The following is a 19,817-nucleotide window of genomic DNA, read 5'->3' as shown; positions in this document are numbered from 1 at the left end:
CATGTACGTCGCCGTGAAGGGCGGGGAGCGCGCCATCGCGAACGCGCACGCGCTCCTGGCCGAGCAGGGCCGCGGTCACCCGCACCTGCCCGTGGTCGACCCGGCGCAGGTCGAGGGCCAGTTCGGGGTCCTCGTCTCCCGGGTCATGACCGAGGGCTCGCTCTACGATCCGCAGCTCGCGGCACGCGCGCTTTTGCAGGCGCAGGGTGACGTCCTCGAGGCCGTCACCCTGGTGCGCTCCTACCGCACCACCTTGCCGCGCTTCGGTTACACCTGCGCCATCGACACGTCCGGGCTGCCCCCGCAGCGGCGAATCTCCGCCACTTTCAAGGATCTTCCCGGCGGGCAGCAGCTCGGAGCGACGTTCGACTACACGCACCGGCTGTTCTCCGCCGCCGGTGCGGCCACTCCCGATCGGCACGCGTCCGACGGGGTCGATGGCGAGGATCCGGCCATGCCCCGCGTGGCCGACCTGCTGGGCTCCAGCGCGCTGATCGAACCGGATGCCCACCCCGACCAGGACGCGACGCAGCCGGGCGACCTCACCCGCGAGCCGCCGGTCTTCCCGATGAGCCGGGCGGAGCGGCTCCAGTCGCTGGCGCGCGGCGACGAGGGCTTCCTACTCGGCCTCGCCTACTCGAGCCAGCGCGGTTTCGGCAACACACACCCCTTCGCCGGGGAAGTCCGGGTGGGCGAGGTGGAGGTCGAGTTCGACGCTCCCGAGTTGGGCTTCGGCGTTCCACTGGGGCGCATCGAGATCACCGAGTGCCAGATGGTCAACCAGTTCACCGGCAGCGCCGAGACGCCCGCGCAGTTCACCCGCGGCTACGGCCTCGCCTTCGGCCGCAGCGAGCGCAAGGCGATGTCGATGTCGATCGTCGACCGGGCGCTGCGCAGTGCGGAGTTCGACGAGCGCGTCGTCTCCCCTGTCCAGGACGAGGAGTTCGTCCTCAGCCACAGCGACAACGTGCAGGCCACCGGATTCGTGGAGCACCTGAAGCTGCCGCACTACGTCGACTTCCAGGCCGAGCTGATGCTGGTCCGCCGCCTGAACGAGGAGTTCAAGGAGTCGCGCGCATGACCGCCGATCTGGTCGGCTACAACATCGGCTACCTCGACGAGCAGACCAAACGGATGATCCGCCGGGCCCTGCTGAAGGCCGTCGCGATCCCCGGCTTCCAGGTGCCGTTCGCCAGCCGCGAGGTGCCGATGCCGCGCGGCTGGGGCACCGGAGGCGTGCAGGTCACGGCCGCCATCATCGGCGAGCAGGACGTCCTCAAGGTCATCGACCAGGGCGCGGACGACACGACGAACGCCGTCTCGATCCGGAACTTCTTCAGGTCCGTCGCCCACGTCGAGACCACGACGCGAACCGACGAGGCGACCATCGTCCAGACCCGCCATCGCATCCCCGAAACCCCGCTGGCAGAGGGACAGGTGATCGTCTACCAGGTGCCGGTGCCCGAGCCGCTCCGGTTCCTCGAGCCGCGCGAGACGGAGACCCGCCGCCTGCACGCGCTCGAGGAGTACGGGCTCATGTTCGTCAAGCTCTACGAGGACATCGCCCGCTTCGGGCACATCGCCAAGACCTACGACTACCCGGTGCTCGTCGGCGGCCGCTACCTGATGGCGCCGTCACCGATCCCGAGCTTCGACAACCCCAAGATGCACATGAACCCGGCGCTGCAGCTGTTCGGTGCCGGCCGCGAGAAGCGCATCTACGCCGTGCCCCCGTTCACGAGCGTCGAGAGCCTCGGCTTCGAGGACTTCCCGTTCGAGCCGCAGCGGTTCGACGATCCCTGCGCGATCTGCGGCTCGACCGGCGGCTACCTCGACGAGGTCATCACCGACGACGCCGGAGGCTCGATGTTCGTCTGCTCCGACACCGACCACTGCGAGCGGACCGCGGCTGCGCCGGACGCCACCACGTCGACCTCCACCACGTCGACCGCCACAAGTCCGAACACCGCCACGCCGAACACGAAGGCGATCGCATGACCGACGAACGTCCGCTGTTGGAGGTGCGTGGCGCCGGCCACCGCTACGGCCTGCGGTACGGATGCCGGGACGTGGACTTCGATCTCTGGCCGGGCGAGGTGCTCGCCGTCGTGGGCGAGTCGGGATCGGGCAAGTCGACGCTGCTCGGCACGCTGTCGCAGCGGCTCGAGCTGACCGAGGGGAACATCCGCTACCGCATGGCCGACGGCCTGCCGGTCGAGCTCGCGGGGTTGTCGGAGAGCTCCGTGCGGCGGTTGTGGCGCAGTGAGTGGGGCTTCGTGCACCAGGATCCGGCCGACGGCCTGCGTATGCACGTCAGCGCGGGCGGCAACGTCGGCGAGCCGCTGATGGCCAACGGCTGGCGCCACTACGGCCGCATCCGCGAGGCCGCGGCCCAGTGGCTCGAGCGCGTCGAGATCCCCGCCGACCGGATCGACGACCACCCGTCGACCTTCTCCGGGGGCATGCGGCAGCGGCTGCAGATCGCCCGCAACCTGGTGGTCTCACCGCGGCTGGTGTTCATGGACGAGCCGACCAGCGGCCTGGACGTGTCGGTGCAGGCGCGCCTGCTCGACCTGATCCGCAGCCTGGTCTCCGACCTCGGCCTCGCGGTCGTCGTCGTCACCCACGACCTCGCCGTCGCGCGGCTCATCTCGCACCGCACGCTCGTCATGAAGGACGGCCGCGTCATCGAGTCCGGTCTCACCGATCGCGTGCTCGACGATCCGCACGCCGCGTACACGCAACTGCTCGTCTCCTCGGTCCTGCAAGGGTGATCCGCCACATGAACCGACAGACGCCGATCCTGGCCGTCTCCGCGATCGACAAGACCTTCACCATGCACCTGCAGGGCGGGCAGCGGCTCGCCGTGCTCGAGCGCCTCGAGTTCGAGGTGTTCCCCGGCGAATGCGTCGTCCTCGGCGGCCCGTCGGGTGCCGGCAAGAGCACGATCCTCAAGCTGGTCTACGGCAACTACGCCGCCGACCGGGGCCGGATCGTGCTCGGCGCGGGCACGGGTGCGGTCGACATCGCCGCCGCGGACCCGCGGTCCGTGCTCGCGGCCCGGCGCCACACCATGGGCTACGTCAGCCAGTTCTTGCGTTGCGTACCCCGGGTCCCCGCGCTGCAGGTCGTCGCCGAGCCGCTCGTCGAGCGCGGCGTCGCACCCGACGAGGCGCGCGAGCGCGCCGCGGACATGCTGACGCGCCTGTCGATCCCGCCGCGCCTGTGGTCACTGCCCCCGGCGACGTTCTCGGGCGGCGAGCAACAGCGCGTCAACATCGCCCGCGGCTTCCTGCCCGAGCTTCCGCTGCTGCTCCTCGACGAGCCCACGGCGTCGCTCGACGCCCGCAACCGGGACGCCGTGATCGAGCTGATCCGAGAGAAGCGCAGCCGGGGCGTCGGCATGCTCGGCATCTTCCACGACGTGCAGGTCCGCACCGCCGTCGCCGATCGGGTCCTCGATGTCGAGGCCTTCGCGCCAGGCGCCGGGGCCGCAGCATGACGGCCCGGTTCGCGATCTACGCCGCACCCGGCACCGGGTCGGCCGACGCCGCCGCGGTCCGCCTGCGCGAGCAGGCGGAGTCCTGGCTCGGCCGCCGCATGGACGGGACCCGCCCGGATCCCCGGCTGCCGAGCGGCTGGACACGCGCGGCCGTCGACGAGATCACCGTCAACGCCCGGCGCTACGGTTTCCACGGCACCCTCAAGGCCCCGTTCCGGCTGGCCGAAGGCCGCTCGGTCGAGCAGCTGGAGCAGGATCTCGAACGGTTCGCCCGGACGGGTCGCCCCGTCGCACTCCCGCAACTGCGCCTGCATCGCATGGACGGCTTCTTCGCCCTGGTGGCGGGCGCCGACGCACCGGAGCTGGACGAGCTCGCCGCGGCACTCGTGACCGGATTCGACGCCTACCGCGCGCCCGCCACGGCGACCGAGATCGCCCGCCGCGACCCGGAGGCGCTGACCCCGCGGCGGCGCCGGATGCTCGAGACCTGGGGGTATCCGTACGTGCTCGACGACTTCCGCTTCCACCTGACGCTCACCGACCGGATCCCGCCCGACCGGCACGGCCAGGTGCACGACGCGCTGGCCGCCTGGTTCGCCGACTGCCTCGGCCGGACGATCGCCGTCGACGCGCTCACCCTCTGCACCCAGCCCACGCCGGGCGCGCCGTTCCGGCTGCACTCGGTGCACCCGCTTCGACGCCCTGCCGACCGTCCCCGCGCCTGCGCCGCGGCCGCCCACGAAGGAACCCGATGAGTCGCGAGACCGTCCTCGGCAACGCCCGCATCGTCCTGGACGACGAGATCCTGCACGGGTCCGTCCACATCCGCGACGGCGAGATCGCCGACATCACGGCCGGCCCGGCCGCAGGCGAGGACCTCGGCGGTGATCTGCTGATCCCCGGTCTCGTCGAGCTGCACACCGACCACCTCGAATCACACGCGCGGCCCCGCCCCGGCACCCGGTGGGACGCGGTGCCCGCCGTGCTCGCCCACGACGTGCAGCTCAGCGGCGCAGGCGTGACAACCGTGTTCGACGCCGTCCGGATCGGCACGCTGGAGGGCCGCGACGACGAGACCACGTTCGCCCGCTCCCTCGCCGCCGGGATCGAGCAGGCCCAGCAGGCCGGGATCACCCGCGTCGAGCACTTCATCCACCTGCGCTGCGAGGTCTCCGCCCCCTCCGTCGTCGCCGAGTTCGAGGCCTTCGACGAGGTCTCGTCCCTGCGCCTCGCCTCGCTCATGGACCACACCCCCGGACAGCGCCAGTACGCCGACGTCGAGGCCTACCGGCGCTACATGCTCGGCAAGGGCCGGTTGCCGGCGGACGCGATCGAGCAGTTCATCGCCCAGCTCAAGGAGATCGCGCTCGAGCACTCGGTGCCGAACCGGAAGGCGATCGCCGGGCTCGCCGCGGACCGCGGGATCGCGCTCGCCACCCACGACGACGCCACCGTGGAGCACGTCGAGGAGGCCGCGTCGTTCGGCGTGCGGATCTCCGAGTTCCCCACCACCGAGGTCGCGGCGCGCGCCGCCCGCGAGCGCGACCAGCTCGTCGTCATGGGCGCACCGAACATCGTCCGCGGCGGCAGCCAGTCCGGCAACGTCGCCGCAGCCGCGCTGCTCGACCTGGGCCTGCTCGACATCCTGTCGTCGGACTACGTGCCGTCCAGCCCGCTGCAGGCGATCGTGCAGCTCGACGCGGACGGCCGTTGTCCGCTGGTGGAGGGGGTCCGGCTGGTCAGCGGCAATCCGGCCCGCGCCGTCGGGCTCGACGAGCGCGGCGTGATCGCCGTCGGCAAGCGCGCCGACCTGGTGCGGGTGCACCCCCACGCGCTCCCGGCGACACCACGTCATCCGCGCGGGCACGTGGTGCCGGTCGTGCGCGCCGTCTACCGGCAGGGGGTGCGGGTGTCGTGACCGCGCGAATCGGACCAGGCGCCTTCGTGGCGGTCGTCGGCGCGAGCGGCGTCGGCAAGGACGCGCTGATCAGCGGGGCGCGCGCGCACTCCGGGCCCGCTGCGCACTTCCCGCGGCGCGTGATCACGCGGCCGCCCGGGCCCGGCGAGGACTTCGACTCCCTGAGCGAGGCCGCTTTCCTCGACGCCGAGGAGCGCGGCGACTTCGCGGTGTCCTGGCGGGCACACGGTCTCGCGTACGGCATTCCGGTCTGGGTGGACGAGCCGGTCCGCGCGGGCGAGGTCGTCGTCGCGAACGTCTCCCGCGGGGCCGTCAGCGCGCTCGAGGAACGTTACGACCACGTCGTGGTCGTCCGGGTCACGGTGTCCGACGCCGTACGCGCCGCGCGACTGCGGGCCCGCTGCCGGGAGTCGGTCGACGCCATCGCGCGGCGGCTGGCCCGGGTGGACCCGGCGCCGGAGCGCGTCGCCGACCACGAGATCCGCAACGACGCCACCGTGGCCGAGGGCAGCGCCCAGCTGCTCGCGATCGTCACGGCGGCGCTCGCCACGACCGGCAGACCGGGAGAGCGGGTGTGAGCGCGCAACGCCTCTCGGAGCAGCCCGTGATCGGGCCGGACGTGAGCATGAGCGACAGCGTCCTCGGCCGCTACACCGAGATCGGTGCGGGAACCCGGCTCTCGAACGTCGTCATCGGCGACTACAGCTACTGCGACCGGCTGGGCGACTTCGCCAACACCACCGTCGGGAGGTTCTCGAACATCGCGAGCTTCGTGCGGATCGGGGCGACCGACCACCCCCTGGACCGCGCGAGCCTGCACCACTTCCTGTACCGCAGCGCCAAGTACTGGGACGACGCCGAGGACGACGCCGAGTGGTTCCAGCGGCGCCGCGCGCGCCGGACCGTGATCGGTCACGACACCTGGATCGGCCACGGGGCCCAGGTCAAGCCGGCGGTGACGGTCGGGGACGGCGCGGTGATCGCGTCCGGGGCGATCGTGACCACGGACGTCCCCGCCTACGCGATCGTGGCGGGTGTGCCCGCGAGGGTGCTCCGCTACCGGCAGCCGCCGGAGATCGCCGAGCGCCTGCGGGACCTCGCGTGGTGGGACTGGGACGACCGGACGCTGCGGGCCCGCCTGGCGGACTTCCGCAGGCTCACCGCCGAGGAGTTCCTCGACCGCTACGGGGACTGACCGGGTCGGCAGCGCGTGGCGTCGTCGAACTCCGCCGATCTCGGGGTGCGGTCGGGCGACCGTCCAATCGGGGAGTGCGGCGACGCCACCGACCGGTCAGCGGAACACCCGGCGCATCCACGCCGCGATGCCCTCGACGACGAGCACGGTGCCGAACACCATGATCACGAGCGTGGTCACCTGGCCGTGCAGCGTCAGCACGGTCGAGGCGTTGGTGAGATAGAAGCCGACGCCGCTGCCGCCGACGATGCCGAGGACCGTCGCCGCCCGGATGTTCGTGTCGACGAGGTAGAGCGAGTTGCCGATCAGCGACGGCAGGCCCCGCGGCCACGTCGCGGCGAGATAGCGCTGGCTCCGCGTGGCGCCCGCCGCGCTCAGCGCGCGTTCCGGGCCGGGGGGAAGCTCCTCGAACGAATCCGCGACCAGCTTGCCGAGCAGGCCGACGCCGCCGAAGGCGAGTGCGACCACGCCGGCCTGGTTGCCGAGGCCGGTCACCATGATCAGGAAAATCGCCAGTACGAGCTCCGGTACCCCACGGAAGATCACCAGGATGGTGCGGAAGGTGGTGCGGACGGCGTTGTTCGGCGCGACGTTGCGAGCGGCGAGCGAACCGATGAGCAGTGACAGGACGAGGGACAGCACGGCGGATGCGAAAGCGACCTCGACCGTCACGAGCAGGGCCTGGGCGAACTCGTCGAGGCTGTGGCTGCCGAAGTTCGGCGGCCAGAAGCTCTGCAACGTCGGCACGACGTAGTTCCAGCTGACCTGCCCGAAGTCGACGTCTGCCATCCAGTAACCGGCGACGACGATCGCGACGGCGGCCCACGCCCAGCTCAGGTTGCGCACGCGAGCCCGGGTCCAGGGGCGACGCAGAGCCGCTTCGACGCCGAGGGCGGCCATGCGGCCGCCGGGCGGCTGCCCGCGGACGGGGCGGCGCTTCCCGGCCGCCCGCAGGATCCGGCCGCCGAGGCCGTTGCCCACGGCGTCGACGCCGAGCAGGTTGCGGCGGATCATCGAGGAGATGATCTCGAGCACCACGCAGAGCACGAAGATCACAGCGGCGATGCCGAGGCCGCGCCCGTAGCCCTCGGGGAACTGCGCGAAGGCCACCTTCATCGCGTAGCCGAGGCCGCCGACCCCGGCGTAGCCGAGAATGGCCGAACCGCGCAGGTTGATGTCGAAGCGGTGCAGCACCGTGGCGATCCACGACGGCAGCACCTGTGGGAACACCGCCGACCAGAACTCCTGCGCCTTCGAGCCGCCCGCGGCACGTACGGCGAGCTGCGGACCGCGGTCGATCTGCTCGATGGCGTCGGCGAAGAGCTTCGAGATCATCCCGATGGAATGGATCCCGATGGCCAGGATCCCGGGGAGCGAGCTGCCGAGTGCGAAGGCCAGCGAGAACGCCAGCGCCAACACCACGTCGGGCACGGCGCGGGTGACGACCCCGATCGCCCGACCGAGGACGCGCAGCCAGCCTGCCGGTGTCGTGTTTGCCGCGGAGACGTAGGCGACCGGGATCGAGATGAGTGCGGCGACAACGGTGCCGAGGACGACGATGCCGAGCGTCAGCCCGATCAGGTACGCCAGATCGGTCGGCGCGGGGAGGCTGACGGGGTCCATCAGGCTGAACACCTTGACCGCGTTCTGCGCGCTCGCCGCCACGTTCGACCAGGAGAAGTCCAGCGTCGTCAGCGAATAGACCCCGAAGACGAGCATGAACAGGACGGCGCTGCAGCCCGCGATCCTGCTCGCGGGGATCCGAGGACGTCGGAGGCTCGCCGCGGCGTCGGCCTCGGCCGGGCGGCTCGGGGTTCTGACCGCGGTCACCGCCGACCGCCCCGGGCCGCCGTCCCGACGGAGACGCCGTCGCCGACGTCGATGGCCCCCAGCTCGGTCTCGATCGCCGTCAGCTCGGCGGTGGACGCGGCGACGCGACCGTAGATCTCCATCACCTCCGACCTGCCCAGACCGTCGGTGGTGGTGTCGAGCACGACCTCGCCGTGGCGCAGACCGACGATCCGGTCGGCCCAGCCGAGCGCCAGGTCCACCTGGTGGAGGCTGCACACGACGGTCAGGCCGTCGTCGGCGGCGATCTCCCGGATGAGCCGCATGACCTGGTCGCTCGACTCCGGGTCGAGGCTCGCGACAGGCTCGTCGGCCAGCAGGATGCGCGGATCCTGCATCAGCGCTCGCGCGATCGCGACCCGCTGTTGCTCGCCACCCGAGAGCTGATCGGCACGCTGGTAGGTCTTCTCGAGCAGGCCGACCCGGTCCAGATGCGTGATCGCGAGGAGCTTGAGGGAGCGGGGATAGGCCCACAGTCCCAGGCGCGGTCCGCGTAGGCGGGACAGTGCGCCGGTCAACACGTTCTCCAGGACCGTCAGCGACGGCACCAGCTCGAACCGCTGGAAGATCATGCCGACCCGACCGCGCAGGGCGCGCAGTGCCGCGGGGCTCAGCGTGGCGATGTCCTCGCCGAGGACCTCGACCACACCCGCGGACGGGCGCTCCAGCCCGTCGAGGTGGCGGAGCAGCGTCGACTTACCCGACCCGGAACGGCCGAGCAACACGACGACCTCGCCCTGCTCCACCGTCAGGTCGACGTCGCGGAGGGCTCTCGTGGAGCCGAAGTCCTTCGTGACCCGGGAAACCGAGATGATGGGGGTGGGCGTCGGGCTGCTCATGACCGCGTCCGTCCGTTCCGTCGATCGGGCGCGCCGGCTACTTCGAGCACTTGGCCGCTGGGATGGACGTGCAGAGATCGGAGATGGACTTGTAGTACGACGCGTCCTCCTTCTGCGCGCCGAAGTACCCCTCTGTGAAGCCTTCGGTGAGGGGGACGCCGGAGGCCTTGATCGCGTCGAGCGTCGCGCCCTGCAGTGCCGCGGTGAGCTTGGCCTGCGCATCGGCGGGCAGCGTCGTCGAGATCGCGAGCGGGCCGCCCGGCACGTACTCCTTGCCGATGACCGTGACCTCGCCCTTCGCGACCGCTGGGTCGACAACCGTGTCCTCGGCGAAGCCGACGTCGCACTGCTTCGAGGCCACGGTCTGCTCGGACTTGTCGTGGGCACCTGCGAAGTAGGCCGTGAAGTCGTTGAACGTCGGGTTGCCGCTCGCGTCGGTGCCAGAGCTGTTGACGTCGAGGCCGGCCTTGTGCAGCTGGTACAGGCCGAAGAGGAAGCCGGAGGTCGAGTTGGGGTCGACGAAGCAGACCTTCTTGCCCTTGGCGGCGGCGAGTGTGGTGATCGGCGAACCCGCGGGCACGATGGCCTCCGAGTAGTAGCCGGGATCCTGGACCTTCGGCGAGGTCAGCGACGCCGCGACCGGCGTGAGCTTCGCGCCCTTGTTGACGGCCATGACGTACTGCAGGGCCCCGGAGGTGATCATGTCGACCTTGCCCGCGACCGCGGCGGCGATCAGCGCCGTGTAGTCGGAGGTCGGGTAGTACTCGACCTTGTAGCCGGTCGTCTTGGCGATGTAGTCCTCGAGCGGCTTGTTGTTCGAGTCCGAACCTGCCTGGTCCGGCGTGGCACCGAAGACGATCGTGCCCGCAGACTTGGCCCAGGCGCCGGGCTCGGCCTGCGAGCCCGACGGGTCGTTCCCGCCACAGGCGGTCAGCGCGCCGAGGCTGATCAGCGCGGTAGCCACGAGGGTTCCGATGCGCGTAGTGCGAGACAAGAGCACGGAGAAGCCTTTCGCGAGGTGTGCGAGCGGATCGGGGAGGGGAGGGGGCCCCGGTGACCTGCAAAGTAGGTCTCCGACATGGACCCTCGGCCGTTCTGCGGTAGCGGGCGAGTGACCTTGTATGAACATCTAGACAACTGGTGGTCGGGTGATCGCGGCGCCGGCTTCCGTGTTCGCCACAGTCCGCCGGGCTTGATCAGTTCGGCCTTGAACAGCCCGATGCCGGACTTCGGCCAGGGCGTTGTCGAACGCGTCGCCGACCGAACCGACCGAAGGTCGATCCCGACCTCGGCGAGACGCTCGGAGAACGCGATCGATGTGTACTGCGACCCGGCGTCGTCGTGGTGGATCAGTCCCGACAGGTCGCCGATCCCGTCGCGTCGGCGCAGCCAGACGGCGCCCGCCCAACATGGTGCAACGGGCGATGGGCCACGAGCGCTCGTCCACGACCCTCGACCTCTACACCCGACGGACCGAGGACTCGACCCGGATTCTGCAGGCACTCGACCACGAGGACCCCGACGACGGAGCAGCCAACCCGCCCGTGCCCGCGTGATGCTTTTCTGATGCCTCTCAGGGCGCTACAACGGCGAACGGCCTGGCCGGAAGCTCTGAAAAGAGCTTCTGACCAGGCCGTTTACGGTCCAGCGGATCCTGGCCCGGCCGGTCCGAGCGCGCTCCCACAGCGGGGCGTTCGGCCGGGCATTCCTGAACCCTCAGCGGGCCTCTGCCCCTGACGACTGCTTTCCTCCGAGGAAAGTGCATGGTACTTTCCTTGCAGGAAAACAGTCCAACGATCAAGGACGCCCCATGAACCCTCACGATGCCCAGTCTTCGCTCGACGACATCCGACGCCTCCAGGACAGGACTCGGGAGCAGGTCGTCCGCCAGAGCTTCACCCGCTCCGGCGTCCTGCTCGCAGCCGTGGGACTTCTTGTCGGGCTGGCGTCCATCGATCTCCAGAACCCCTGGCGCTCCGCCGCGCTCCTGCTTGGGTTCGGGCTCTTCTTCGGAGTGGGGATCGTGCACGAACGCCGGGCACTCGTGCAGCGAAAGCCCACCGGCCTGGAGTGGCTGTTCTGGGTGGGAGTGTCGGCCGGGCTCATGCTGCTGTTCGGCGTCTTCCGAATCGCCGCCTGGGCGTTGTTCGGTCTTCCACCGCAGGGACTGCTGTCGCAGGCCGCTGCCGCCGCTGCCGCCACAGCTGTCACCTATGTCGCACTGACGCCGTTGATCCGCCGAACCTTCACACAGATCGTGCTGCGCGACGGCGGACGAGGCTGATGGATCCCCGCTTCGACGAGTTCCTGCACGTCCCGGCACGATTATCGATCCTCGCCCTGCTGGCATCGGCCGCCTGGGTGGACTTCGGTTTCCTGAGGGACACGATCGGGACCAGCGATTCGGCGCTGTCCAAGCATGTCTCAGCATTGGCTGAGGCTGGGTATGTCACGGTTCGCAAAAACCAGCAAAGCCGGGCACGGCGTACCTCCGTGCAGCTCACCCCGCAAGGACGGCAGGCGTTTCAGCGGCACGCGGCCGCGCTGGAGCAGATCGTTGCGGCCGCCCACGCGCCGCCGGAGCCACTCAGGCCGGACAGCCAGGCTAAGTGAGCCCGTCGGAAGCCACGAGGTGGTCGCATCAGCGAGCCGGCAGGCGGTACCACAGCCCGGGTAGCCGACGCGACGGTCAGCCGGACCAAGCGGTTCCTCCCGAGCCGGCCACTCAACCCCATACAGCAACTGTCGGATCATGAAGTTCGTCAGCGCGCACGTCGTCCGTCGGGCGGCACGCAGCTCGCGCATCTGACGCGCTCTCATCAGACCCTCATGATCGCCAGCACGTGATCGGCTTGGTAAAGGCTCAGCGTGAGTCTGGTCTGGGAATGTGGATGCCGGCGGACCGGAGCTTCGTTTCGACGAGCGCGGCCAGTCGGGCCGCGGATGATCCTCGCTCTTCGCGGTGATGGGCGATCAGCCTGTAGCGAGTCGCTGCTTCGGTGCGGGCTTGCAGGCCGGTCACGATCTTCAGTTGCTCGGGGTTGGCGAGGTAGTGGTCGGCCATATCCGTAGCCAGTTCGGCAACGCGGGGATCGTCGGGTTCCCAGCCCGCAACTTCGGCGGTGCGCTTGGTCAACGCGACGAATCGAGGGTCTTTCAGGGCGAGCTCAATATGGGTGAGGTAGTCGTCGAAGCCTTCGGGGACCAGGGCCTTGGCCAGCACGAACGACTCTCGGGCAGTCGTCACGTCGTCCGGGGTGAATCCGACGCCAGGCATCCCCTCCAGCAGCGCGGCAGCGCGGTCGGACAAAAGGGCTCGGTCGCCATCGGCCAGCCGGTGCAGCGTGTCGCGGTGCGCGGTCAACTCGTCGATCCGTTCGGTGAGTCGCCGCTCGACATCGGCGAGCGAAGCCGCGAACGACGCGGCGTCGGAATCGAGCAGCGGACCGATATCGACAAGCGGAACACCGGCGGCGGACAGCCTCCGGACCTGCACCAGCCGCAACAGGTCGTCCGATCCGTACCGCCGGTAGCCCGAGCTGTCGCGTGCTGGTTCGTCGACCAGGCCGAGCTTGTGATAGTGCCGCACCGTCTTGATCGTGATGTCAGCGAAGGCGGCCGCCTGGCCGATGGTCAGCCCGTTAACCATCGACTCAGCGAGTCTCCTGATCGTGAGCGGCGGCGGCCTCTCGCACAGTGGCGGCGACGGTTCGGAAGTCTTTGCGCAGGATCTGGGTGTGATTGCTCGCTACCTTCGCACTGACCCGGAAGTTCGGCTTACGGGCGAGCACCGGATCGAGCGATGCGCGCATCTGCTCCATCTCCTCCTGGCCCCCGCCGAGGTTGGCACCCGTGGCAAGGACATACCGCACCGGACAGCTCAGACGGTCCAAAACCGGTTCGAGGGCAGCGCAGATCTCGTTGATCTCGATGTTGACCTCGGCATGCTCGTCGGCACTCATCGCCGCGGCCAGGCCCAGAGGACGCGCGAGCGGCAACAACAACTGCATCCTGCGAAAGATGCGGCGGATCCGCTCTCTGTTCTCCTCACCGGTCAGCCCCCACGGAACTGCGCCGTCGACCGAAACCACGCCTGCGACGCGGTCCGGGTTGCGGTCAGCCCAGTGCACCGCGAGCGCCGCGCCGTAGGACCAGCCGACCAGTAGTGGGCGCTCGACACCGGTCGCCGCGACAACCGCGTCGATGTCGCGGAGGCAGGCCTCGAAGGAGTAGTCCGCCGACCGCTTCGACCCTCCGCGTGCCCGCTCGTCGTAGGTGACATGCCTCCAGCCGGTGCCGAGATCGGCGATCACGGAGCGCCAGGACCGCTGACTGGCGTAAGAGCCGTTGAGGTAGACGACGGGACGACCGGGGCCGCGGGTGTCAGTGACCGCCAGGGCCGTGTCGTCGACGAGCACCGTGCCGGACCGGGATGACGTAGCTGAATTGGTCACGCGGTAAGCGTCCACCTTGACCTTGGGTCAAGGTCAAGGGTGTGATCCCTGCGCCCACTCGATCGAGTTGCCATAACCTCACGAACGCGGAGATGGTCTGCGGCGAGGCACAAACTCATGGTCAGACGGACTGACGTGGCGATCGCCCGCCTATTAGGAACTTCACCCATTCGACGTCAGGCCATGCCTTGCCCACCCTGACCTGCATCGGAAACGCCTGTGCGCCATAGCGGTAGTTGGTTAGCGCTCAAGAGCACAGCTTAGACGTATCGGGAGGGAGTGCCGCGCGTTCGCCGGGACCGGCCGGAGGCCGCACGCCCCGGCGGACGCTGAGCGGCACGGCGCAGGAGGCGCCGCTTGAACAAGTAGGGAACTCTGAACACGCGGCCATCTGTGGCGCGCTGAGCTGCGAAGACGTGTCGCGGGCAGTCCCAGTAGATGGGTGACACGGCTCGTGAGCTTCGACCGCGGTGTGGTCGAGCCCAGCCGGAGGCGGGGTGACGCGCTCACCGCTTACCAGCCCGAGCGCCAGGGGTGTCTGCCCCGCCTGCGCCGCTGTGGCCCACCAAGGACAACGCACCGATCTTCGCCAACGAGGTCGGCGCCCCGCTGCGTCGCACGCTGTTCCGCACCCGGATCTGGCGGCCGGCACTCGTGCGCGCTGGGTTGCTCGGTGACGTCGTCCGCGTCGACGACGGATTCGAAGCCGTCTGGACTGATGTGCACGGCAGGAAACACACCGAACGCCTGAGCACCGAGTCCGCCGCCGTGCACCACGTCGCACACCCACGACCTCCGCCACTCCTACGCCACCTGGCTCGTCGACGACGGCGTCCCGCCGAACATGGTGCAGCGGGTCATGGGACACGAACGCTCGTCCACGACCCTGGACCTCTATACCCGGCGCACCGACAGTCGGCATCCCCGGAGGGGCCGGCTACCGGGCGGTACCGAGGAGCTGCTGGGCCCGCGAGATCACGGGCCTGTCGATCAGCTGGCCGTCCAACCGCACCATGACCTCGCCATCCGCGCCGTCGATCGCCGCAAGCACCCGCCTGGCCCAGTCCAGGTCTCCCTCGGACGGGGCGAACGCACCGTTCACCGCGTCAATCTGCCGCGGTTCGATGCACAGCTTCCCTCCGAAGCCGAGGTGGCGAGCTCGTCCGGCGTCCGCGGCGGCGACCCCGGGATCGTCCAGGTCGGTCGTGACCCCGTCGATCGGCGGCGCGATTCCGGCGGCACGGGAGGCGATCACCAATCGCGACCGCGCGTACAGGAGGTTCACGTCGTCCTGCCCGGCGCGGACGTCGATCCCGAGGTCCAGGCCGAAGTCGAGGCTGCCGAAGATCAGCGCCGCGACCCGGGGGGTGGCGGCCACGGCCGGGGCGTTCTGCAGTCCCGCCGCGGTCTCGACCAGTGGCAGCACGGGGACCGAGGCCGGGAGGGCGGAAGCCGTCCTCTCGATCGGCGCCGACCCGTCGGCCTTGGGCAGCACCACACCCTGCAGGCCCGGAGCGCCCGCGACGGCGGCCAGGTCGTCCTCGTACCACTCAGTGTCGACCGCGTTGATCCGTACATATGCCTGGTGCTCCGTCAGCCAACGAGCCACTGCCCTCCGTGCCGCGTCCTTCTTCGCCGGACCGACAAGATCCTCGAGATCGAGGATGACCGCATGCGCGCCGTTCGCGACAGGCTCGTCGAACCGTTCCGGACGATCGCCCGGTACGACGAACCAGGAGCGAGCTGTGTGAGTCCCCATGAGGGGTCCTTTCCTCGTGAGTCCGCTTGTGTGCGTCAGAAGACGGCAACGGGATTGACGGCGCTCGACGTCACGCCGATCATTCGCCACGGCACCAGCGAGAGCAGGAACTCCCACCGGTTCTTCTCCTGGCATGTCCGTGCGAGCTCGTCAAGCGCAGCGTTGTCGACGAGCCAGAGCCCCAGCGCCACCAGCCCCACGACATGAATGGGCATCCGGAGGTCGAAGTCGGCCGACTCGGCCGGCGATACCTCCTGCTGGCCGTCCGTGCTGAGCAGCGCGACGTCCCGTTCGCGGAGGAAGGGCAGAGTGGCGGCACTCAGCCCGGCCGCGTGATCGTCGGGGTGCGGCCCCTCCGCCGCGGTACGGGCAAAGTTACCCGTGCGCACGAACAGGGCGTCGCCTGCGCGCACGGTCACCCCCTGGCGCTCCTCGGCGGCCGCGAGCTCGTCCGGGGTGATCGCGTGGCCGGGCTCGAGCCACGGCACACCATGAAGCGCTGGAATGTCGAGTAGAACACCCCGGGTGATGATGCCCTGGGCCGCGTGGTGGACCGACAGCTTGGTGGCGCCACCAACGGTGCGCACATCCGACATGTCGAAGCCGTTGTAGTTCTTGCCGTCCCATGAGAAGTGGGCCAGGCCGTCGAGGTGAGTGGGTGAACCGTGGGCGATCAGGCCCACGTACTCGCGCACCGCGTCGAAGCGCCCCGCCCGGCCGAACAGGGCTTCGACCTCGTTCAGCTCCATGTACCGCTGGATCACCGTGCCGTGCCCGAGGGGGTCGGGATTCTGCGGATCCATGTCGAACGACAGCGACACGGCCGTACCGTCGCGCACCGTGCCTGCTGCGGCACGCCGGACGTCGTCGGTGATCAGGTTCAGTGTCCCGAGGCGGTCGTCGTGGCCCCATCTGCCCCAGTTCGACAGCTTCTGGAGGTACCCGATCACCTCTGCGTCCTGCGGCTTCCCTGACATGTCCACTCCTCGGTGTCGAACCCTCCGTGCCCTCTCGGGAGGTTCTTATACGTATAAGTACATCCAGGTTTGCACGCGGAGATGAGGCGGGCAAGGGCGTGTGCAACGGGTCATAGGGGCGACCCAAGGCGGGGAACGCGTCGAGCCAGGCTCGGGCATCGGGGTCTTCTACGCTTGTGACATGGTCGATCGCCGGGACCGGGCTCGCCGCACAACGATGAACGACGTCGCGCGTGTGGCCGGCGTGTCGTCCGCCTCCGTCTCCTACGCCCTGACGGGGGCACCCGGCGTGAGCGACGAGCTGCGCGAGCGGATCCGGGCGATCGCGAACGAGCTGGGTTACCGGCCGAGTCTGGTGGCTCAGGGCCTGAAGACCGGCAGGGCCCGCAGCATCGGCCTGCTGCTGGCAGACATCACCAATCCCTTCTATACCGAGATCGCCGCCGGCGCCGTGGCCGCCGCGGGGGACTTGGGCTACGAGGTACTGATCTCGCACGTCGGACTTGGGCAGGACGCCGACGGGGACGATGCCGACGACGCCGGTGCTGCACGGTTGGCCACCGTGGCACGCGCACACATCGACAGGTACAGCAGCGGGCTGTTGCTCACCTCGCTGCTGGCGCGCGACCAGCCGCTGCTGACTGAACTGCGCCGCACGCACGTTCCGGCGGTGCAGCTCTACCGGAGGGTGCCCGGCGAGCCGTCGGACTGGGTGGGCATCGACGACCACGCCGCTGCCGGAGAGATCATCAACCACCTGCTGACGACCGGGCGCCGCCACATCGCGGTGCTCGGTGGGCAGCGCTCGTCCTATGCGTCGGCGGCTCGCGAGGCGGGCTTCGTCGACGCCCTGAGTGCCGCCGGCCTGCAACCGGCCAACCCCGATCAGGGACGTTGGGGCGACATCAGCCGCCGCTCGGGGCTCGAACGGGCGCGAGAGCTGTTCGCCCGCGGCACGCCGATCGACGCCGTCGCCTGCGGCAACGACCTCATCGCCCTCGGTGTGCTCGACGCCTGCCGTGAGGCCGGCCGTGCAGTCCCCGATGACGTCGCCGTCACCGGCCTCGACGACATGAGCTTCGCCAGCGTCGGACCACTGCAGCTGACCACGGTCACCGTGCCGAGAGAGCTCATCGGGCGGCGTGGCGTGCAGATGCTGTTCCGGCGGATCGAGGGCGACTCGGGGCCGCCGGTCGAGGAGGTGCTCCCTCACCAGCTTCGCCCGCGCGACACGACGTGAGGACTCTGCAGGCGCGGCACGGGAATGTTTGAAGGCCCTTATACGTTTAAGTAGCTGCTGCTATGCCCCTGACACGAGGAGAAGCCATGGCTGCCACGGTTGCCGACCAGATGATCGAGGTCCTCGTCCAGGCGGGAGTGCGGCGCATCTACGGGCTGGTCGGTGACAGCCTGAACCCGGTGGCGGACGCGGTCCGGCGTCATCCGGACATGGAGTGGGTGCATGTCCACAACGAGGAGGCCGCGGCGCTCGCGGCGTCCTCCGAGGCCCAGCTCACCGGGCGGCTGGCAGTATGCGCGGGCAGCTGCGGGCCGGGCAACACGCACCTGGTGCAGGGCCTGTACGACGCGACACGGAGCGGCGCCGCGGTGCTGGCGATCGCCTCGCACATCCCCTCGACGCAGATCGGGACGGGCTACTTCCAGGAGACCCATCCGCAGCAGTTGTTCGCCGAGTGCAGCGTGTACTGCGAGCTGGTCTCCCGCCCTGAGCAGCTGCCCCGCATGCAGCGCATCGCGATGCAGACCGCGCTGGCGCGCCGCGGCGTGGGCGTACTGGTGCTGCCCGGCGACCTCGGCGGAGAACCGGCGCCGCACCCCACCGGGCACAGTGACCTCGTCATACCGCGGGCCGTCGTTCAGCCGGATCCGGAGCAGGTGCGGGCGCTGGCCGAGAAGATCAACGCCGCCGGTTCCGTCACGCTGTTCGTCGGCGCCGGGGTCCGGGACGCCCGCGCGGAGGTGCTGGAGCTGGCCTCCAGGGTGCACTCGCCGATCGGGCACTCACTGGGCGGCAAGGAGTGGATCCAGTACGACAACCCCTACGACGTAGGCATGAGCGGCCTGCTCGGCTACGGCGCCTGCTACGAGGCCACCCAAAAGTCCGACCTGCTCGTGCTGCTCGGCACCGACTTCCCCTACGACACGTTCCTGCCCCAGGCACGCACCGTGCAGGTCGACCGGGACGCCGCTCACCTGGGCCGGCGTACCCGACTTGATCTCGGAGTGCAGGGGGATGTCGCCGCCACCTTGCGCGCGGTGCTCCCGTTGATCGCGCAGAAGAGCGACCGCCGCTTCCTGGATCGCATGCTCCGCCGTCACGCCGAGGTGCTGGAGACGGTCGTCGCGGCCTACACGACCAAGGTCGACAAGATGCGCCCGATCCATCCGGAGTACGTCGCGGCGTTGCTCGACGAGGCGATGGACGACGACGCGATCGTCACCGTCGACACGGGCATGTGCAACGTCTGGGCGGCCCGCTACATCAGCCCGACGGGGCGCCGGCGGATCATCGGCTCGTTCCGCCACGGCACCATGGCCAATGCGCTCCCTCACGCGATCGGGGCCGCGTACGCCGAGCCCGGACGCCGGGTGGTGTCGATGTCGGGCGACGGCGGGCTGACCATGCTGCTGGGCGAGCTGCTCACCGTGGCAGAGCACGACCTCCCGATTACGACCGTGGCCTTCAACAACGGATCGCTGGGCATGATCCGCCTGGAGATGATGGTAGCCGGCTACCCCTTCTTCGAGACCGACCACGGGGTGGCTGACCTGGCCGGGGTGGCACGAGCGTGTGGCGTGCCGGCAAGCACCGTCGCCGATCCGGCCGAGCTGCCCGAGGAGCTGCACAGGGCTCTCCACACGCCTGGGCCGTACCTGCTCGACGTGCGTACCGACCCCAACGCCCTGTCCATTCCACCTCACATCACCGCAGGCCAGGTCCGCGGCTTCGCGCTGGCCGCGACCCGCACCGTCCTCGACGGCGGCGTCGGCAAGATGATCGAGCTCGCCCGCAGCAACCTGCGTTCCATACCACACCCCTGAACGCCGTGCTCGCCGTCACCTCTGTGGCTACACAGGGCTCATGTCGCCTGGCCGATCCGCAGTTCGTGGACAAGGTCGTCGATGTGGTCGGCTCTACCACCACCCGCCGGAGAGTGCGGTGGTGTCGTGCATGGATGAGAAGTCCGGGATGCAGGCCCTGGACCGCTCCCAGCCGATGATGCCGGGCATGCGGCAGCGACGTACCCACGATTACCTCCGCCACGGCACCTCGAGCCGGTTCGCCGGCGGTACTTGAGCCGTC

General features: G+C 69.7%; 20 protein-coding genes and 3 pseudogenes. 15 read left to right on the top strand and 8 right to left on the bottom strand.

Features of this window, described 5'->3' with window-relative positions:
* Window position 1 precedes the first annotated feature (1 nt).
* Genes AC5L35_RS23120 through AC5L35_RS23085 form a run of 8 tightly spaced genes read left to right on the top strand, consistent with a single transcriptional unit; the run spans window position 2 to window position 6,615 of the window.
* The gene (locus AC5L35_RS23120) at window positions 2-1,081 is read left to right on the top strand and encodes a carbon-phosphorus lyase complex subunit (RefSeq protein ID WP_495061767.1); all 1,080 of its coding nucleotides are present in this window, start codon (window positions 2-4) and stop codon (window positions 1,079-1,081) included.
* Window positions 1,078-1,998: an alpha-D-ribose 1-methylphosphonate 5-phosphate C-P-lyase PhnJ gene (locus tag AC5L35_RS23115; RefSeq protein WP_495061766.1), complete on the top strand. Its 921-nt coding sequence runs from the start codon at window positions 1,078-1,080 to the stop codon at window positions 1,996-1,998. Before AC5L35_RS23120 ends, AC5L35_RS23115 begins: the two co-directional genes overlap by 4 nt.
* Window positions 1,995-2,774: a phosphonate C-P lyase system protein PhnK gene (gene phnK / locus AC5L35_RS23110; RefSeq protein WP_495061765.1), complete on the top strand. Its 780-nt coding sequence runs from the start codon at window positions 1,995-1,997 to the stop codon at window positions 2,772-2,774. Before AC5L35_RS23115 ends, phnK begins: the two co-directional genes overlap by 4 nt.
* 8 nt (window positions 2,775-2,782) lie before the next feature.
* Window positions 2,783-3,502, top strand: coding sequence for a phosphonate C-P lyase system protein PhnL (gene phnL, locus AC5L35_RS23105; RefSeq protein WP_433273792.1), 720 nt, complete (start codon window positions 2,783-2,785; stop codon window positions 3,500-3,502).
* Window positions 3,499-4,257, top strand: coding sequence for a DUF1045 domain-containing protein (locus tag AC5L35_RS23100; RefSeq protein WP_495061764.1), 759 nt, complete (start codon window positions 3,499-3,501; stop codon window positions 4,255-4,257). Before phnL ends, AC5L35_RS23100 begins: the two co-directional genes overlap by 4 nt.
* Window positions 4,254-5,420 (top strand): alpha-D-ribose 1-methylphosphonate 5-triphosphate diphosphatase, encoded by a 1,167-nt coding sequence (locus AC5L35_RS23095; protein ID WP_495061763.1) that lies wholly within the window; start codon window positions 4,254-4,256, stop codon window positions 5,418-5,420. Before AC5L35_RS23100 ends, AC5L35_RS23095 begins: the two co-directional genes overlap by 4 nt.
* Window positions 5,417-5,998 (top strand): phosphonate metabolism protein/1,5-bisphosphokinase (PRPP-forming) PhnN, encoded by a 582-nt coding sequence (gene phnN, locus AC5L35_RS23090; RefSeq protein ID WP_495061762.1) that lies wholly within the window; start codon window positions 5,417-5,419, stop codon window positions 5,996-5,998. The genes AC5L35_RS23095 and phnN overlap by 4 nt, the downstream gene beginning before the upstream one ends.
* Window positions 5,995-6,615: an LbetaH domain-containing protein gene (locus AC5L35_RS23085; protein ID WP_495061761.1), complete on the top strand. Its 621-nt coding sequence runs from the start codon at window positions 5,995-5,997 to the stop codon at window positions 6,613-6,615. The genes phnN and AC5L35_RS23085 overlap by 4 nt, the downstream gene beginning before the upstream one ends.
* A 96-nt stretch (window positions 6,616-6,711) precedes the next feature.
* Here AC5L35_RS23085 and AC5L35_RS23080 read toward each other — a convergent pair whose 3' ends face one another.
* The 4 genes and pseudogenes from AC5L35_RS23080 to AC5L35_RS23065 form a co-directional block, all read right to left on the bottom strand.
* Window positions 6,712-8,445 carry a PhnE/PtxC family ABC transporter permease gene (locus AC5L35_RS23080; RefSeq protein WP_495061760.1) on the bottom strand — a complete coding sequence of 578 codons (1,734 nt, stop codon included), beginning with the start codon at window positions 8,443-8,445 and terminating at the stop codon, window positions 6,712-6,714.
* A complete protein-coding gene (gene phnC, locus AC5L35_RS23075; protein WP_495061759.1) occupies window positions 8,442-9,302 on the bottom strand; it encodes a phosphonate ABC transporter ATP-binding protein in 861 nt (286 codons plus the stop codon). Before phnC ends, AC5L35_RS23080 begins: the two co-directional genes overlap by 4 nt.
* A 37-nt stretch (window positions 9,303-9,339) precedes the next feature.
* Complete coding sequence (gene phnD / locus AC5L35_RS23070) at window positions 9,340-10,266, bottom strand: phosphate/phosphite/phosphonate ABC transporter substrate-binding protein (RefSeq protein ID WP_495061758.1); 927 nt, start codon at window positions 10,264-10,266, stop codon at window positions 9,340-9,342.
* 209 nt (window positions 10,267-10,475) lie between these two features.
* A pseudogene (locus AC5L35_RS23065) lies at window positions 10,476-10,661 on the bottom strand (IS3-like element IS987 family transposase); the annotation flags it as partial.
* A 65-nt stretch (window positions 10,662-10,726) separates the two neighbouring features.
* On the opposite strand from AC5L35_RS23065, the gene AC5L35_RS23060 reads away from it, so the two are divergent.
* The 3 genes from AC5L35_RS23060 (at window position 10,727) to AC5L35_RS23050 (ending at window position 11,915) form a co-directional block, all read left to right on the top strand.
* Window positions 10,727-10,858 (top strand): hypothetical protein, encoded by a 132-nt coding sequence (locus AC5L35_RS23060; protein WP_495061908.1) that lies wholly within the window; start codon window positions 10,727-10,729, stop codon window positions 10,856-10,858.
* Window positions 10,859-11,112: 254 nt separating this feature from the next.
* Window positions 11,113-11,586, top strand: a complete 474-nt coding sequence (locus AC5L35_RS23055; RefSeq protein ID WP_495061757.1) for a hypothetical protein — start codon at window positions 11,113-11,115, stop codon at window positions 11,584-11,586.
* Window positions 11,586-11,915 (top strand): winged helix-turn-helix domain-containing protein, encoded by a 330-nt coding sequence (locus tag AC5L35_RS23050; protein WP_495061756.1) that lies wholly within the window; start codon window positions 11,586-11,588, stop codon window positions 11,913-11,915. The genes AC5L35_RS23055 and AC5L35_RS23050 overlap by 1 nt, the downstream gene beginning before the upstream one ends.
* 250 nt (window positions 11,916-12,165) lie before the next feature.
* Here the strand turns inward: AC5L35_RS23050 and AC5L35_RS23045 are convergent, their stop codons facing one another.
* Together AC5L35_RS23045 and AC5L35_RS23040 are read right to left on the bottom strand one after the other, a co-directional pair.
* Window positions 12,166-12,951: a MerR family transcriptional regulator gene (locus tag AC5L35_RS23045; RefSeq protein WP_495061755.1), complete on the bottom strand. Its 786-nt coding sequence runs from the start codon at window positions 12,949-12,951 to the stop codon at window positions 12,166-12,168.
* A gap of 4 nt (window positions 12,952-12,955) precedes the next feature.
* A complete protein-coding gene (locus tag AC5L35_RS23040; protein WP_495061754.1) occupies window positions 12,956-13,756 on the bottom strand; it encodes an alpha/beta fold hydrolase in 801 nt (266 codons plus the stop codon).
* A gap of 790 nt (window positions 13,757-14,546) precedes the next feature.
* Here AC5L35_RS23040 and AC5L35_RS23035 point away from each other — a divergent pair.
* A pseudogene (locus AC5L35_RS23035) lies at window positions 14,547-14,660 on the top strand (tyrosine-type recombinase/integrase); the annotation flags it as partial.
* Window positions 14,661-14,693: 33 nt separating this feature from the next.
* On the opposite strand, the gene AC5L35_RS23030 reads toward AC5L35_RS23035, so the two are convergent.
* Both AC5L35_RS23030 and AC5L35_RS23025 read right to left on the bottom strand, forming a co-directional pair.
* Window positions 14,694-15,515 (bottom strand): HpcH/HpaI aldolase/citrate lyase family protein, encoded by an 822-nt coding sequence (locus AC5L35_RS23030; protein WP_495061753.1) that lies wholly within the window; start codon window positions 15,513-15,515, stop codon window positions 14,694-14,696.
* A gap of 35 nt (window positions 15,516-15,550) precedes the next feature.
* Window positions 15,551-16,492, bottom strand: coding sequence for a cyclase family protein (locus AC5L35_RS23025; protein WP_495061752.1), 942 nt, complete (start codon window positions 16,490-16,492; stop codon window positions 15,551-15,553).
* A 181-nt stretch (window positions 16,493-16,673) separates the two neighbouring features.
* Here AC5L35_RS23025 and AC5L35_RS23020 point away from each other — a divergent pair, with 181 nt between their 5' ends.
* The 3 genes and pseudogenes from AC5L35_RS23020 to AC5L35_RS23010 all read left to right on the top strand — a co-directional run.
* A complete protein-coding gene (locus tag AC5L35_RS23020) occupies window positions 16,674-17,732 on the top strand; it encodes a LacI family DNA-binding transcriptional regulator (protein ID WP_495061751.1) in 1,059 nt (352 codons plus the stop codon).
* An 86-nt stretch (window positions 17,733-17,818) separates the two neighbouring features.
* Window positions 17,819-19,555, top strand: a complete 1,737-nt coding sequence (locus tag AC5L35_RS23015) for a pyruvate dehydrogenase (RefSeq protein WP_495061750.1) — start codon at window positions 17,819-17,821, stop codon at window positions 19,553-19,555.
* Between the two features lie 53 nt (window positions 19,556-19,608).
* Window positions 19,609-19,799, top strand: a pseudogene (locus AC5L35_RS23010) (IS630 family transposase); the annotation flags it as partial.
* Window positions 19,800-19,817: the final 18 nt, after the last annotated feature.

This window comes from Pseudonocardia sp. OZ21 (genome assembly GCF_059359135.1).
Note: the sequence above shows the minus strand (reverse complement) of the source record. Positions and strands in the feature narration are given on the sequence as shown.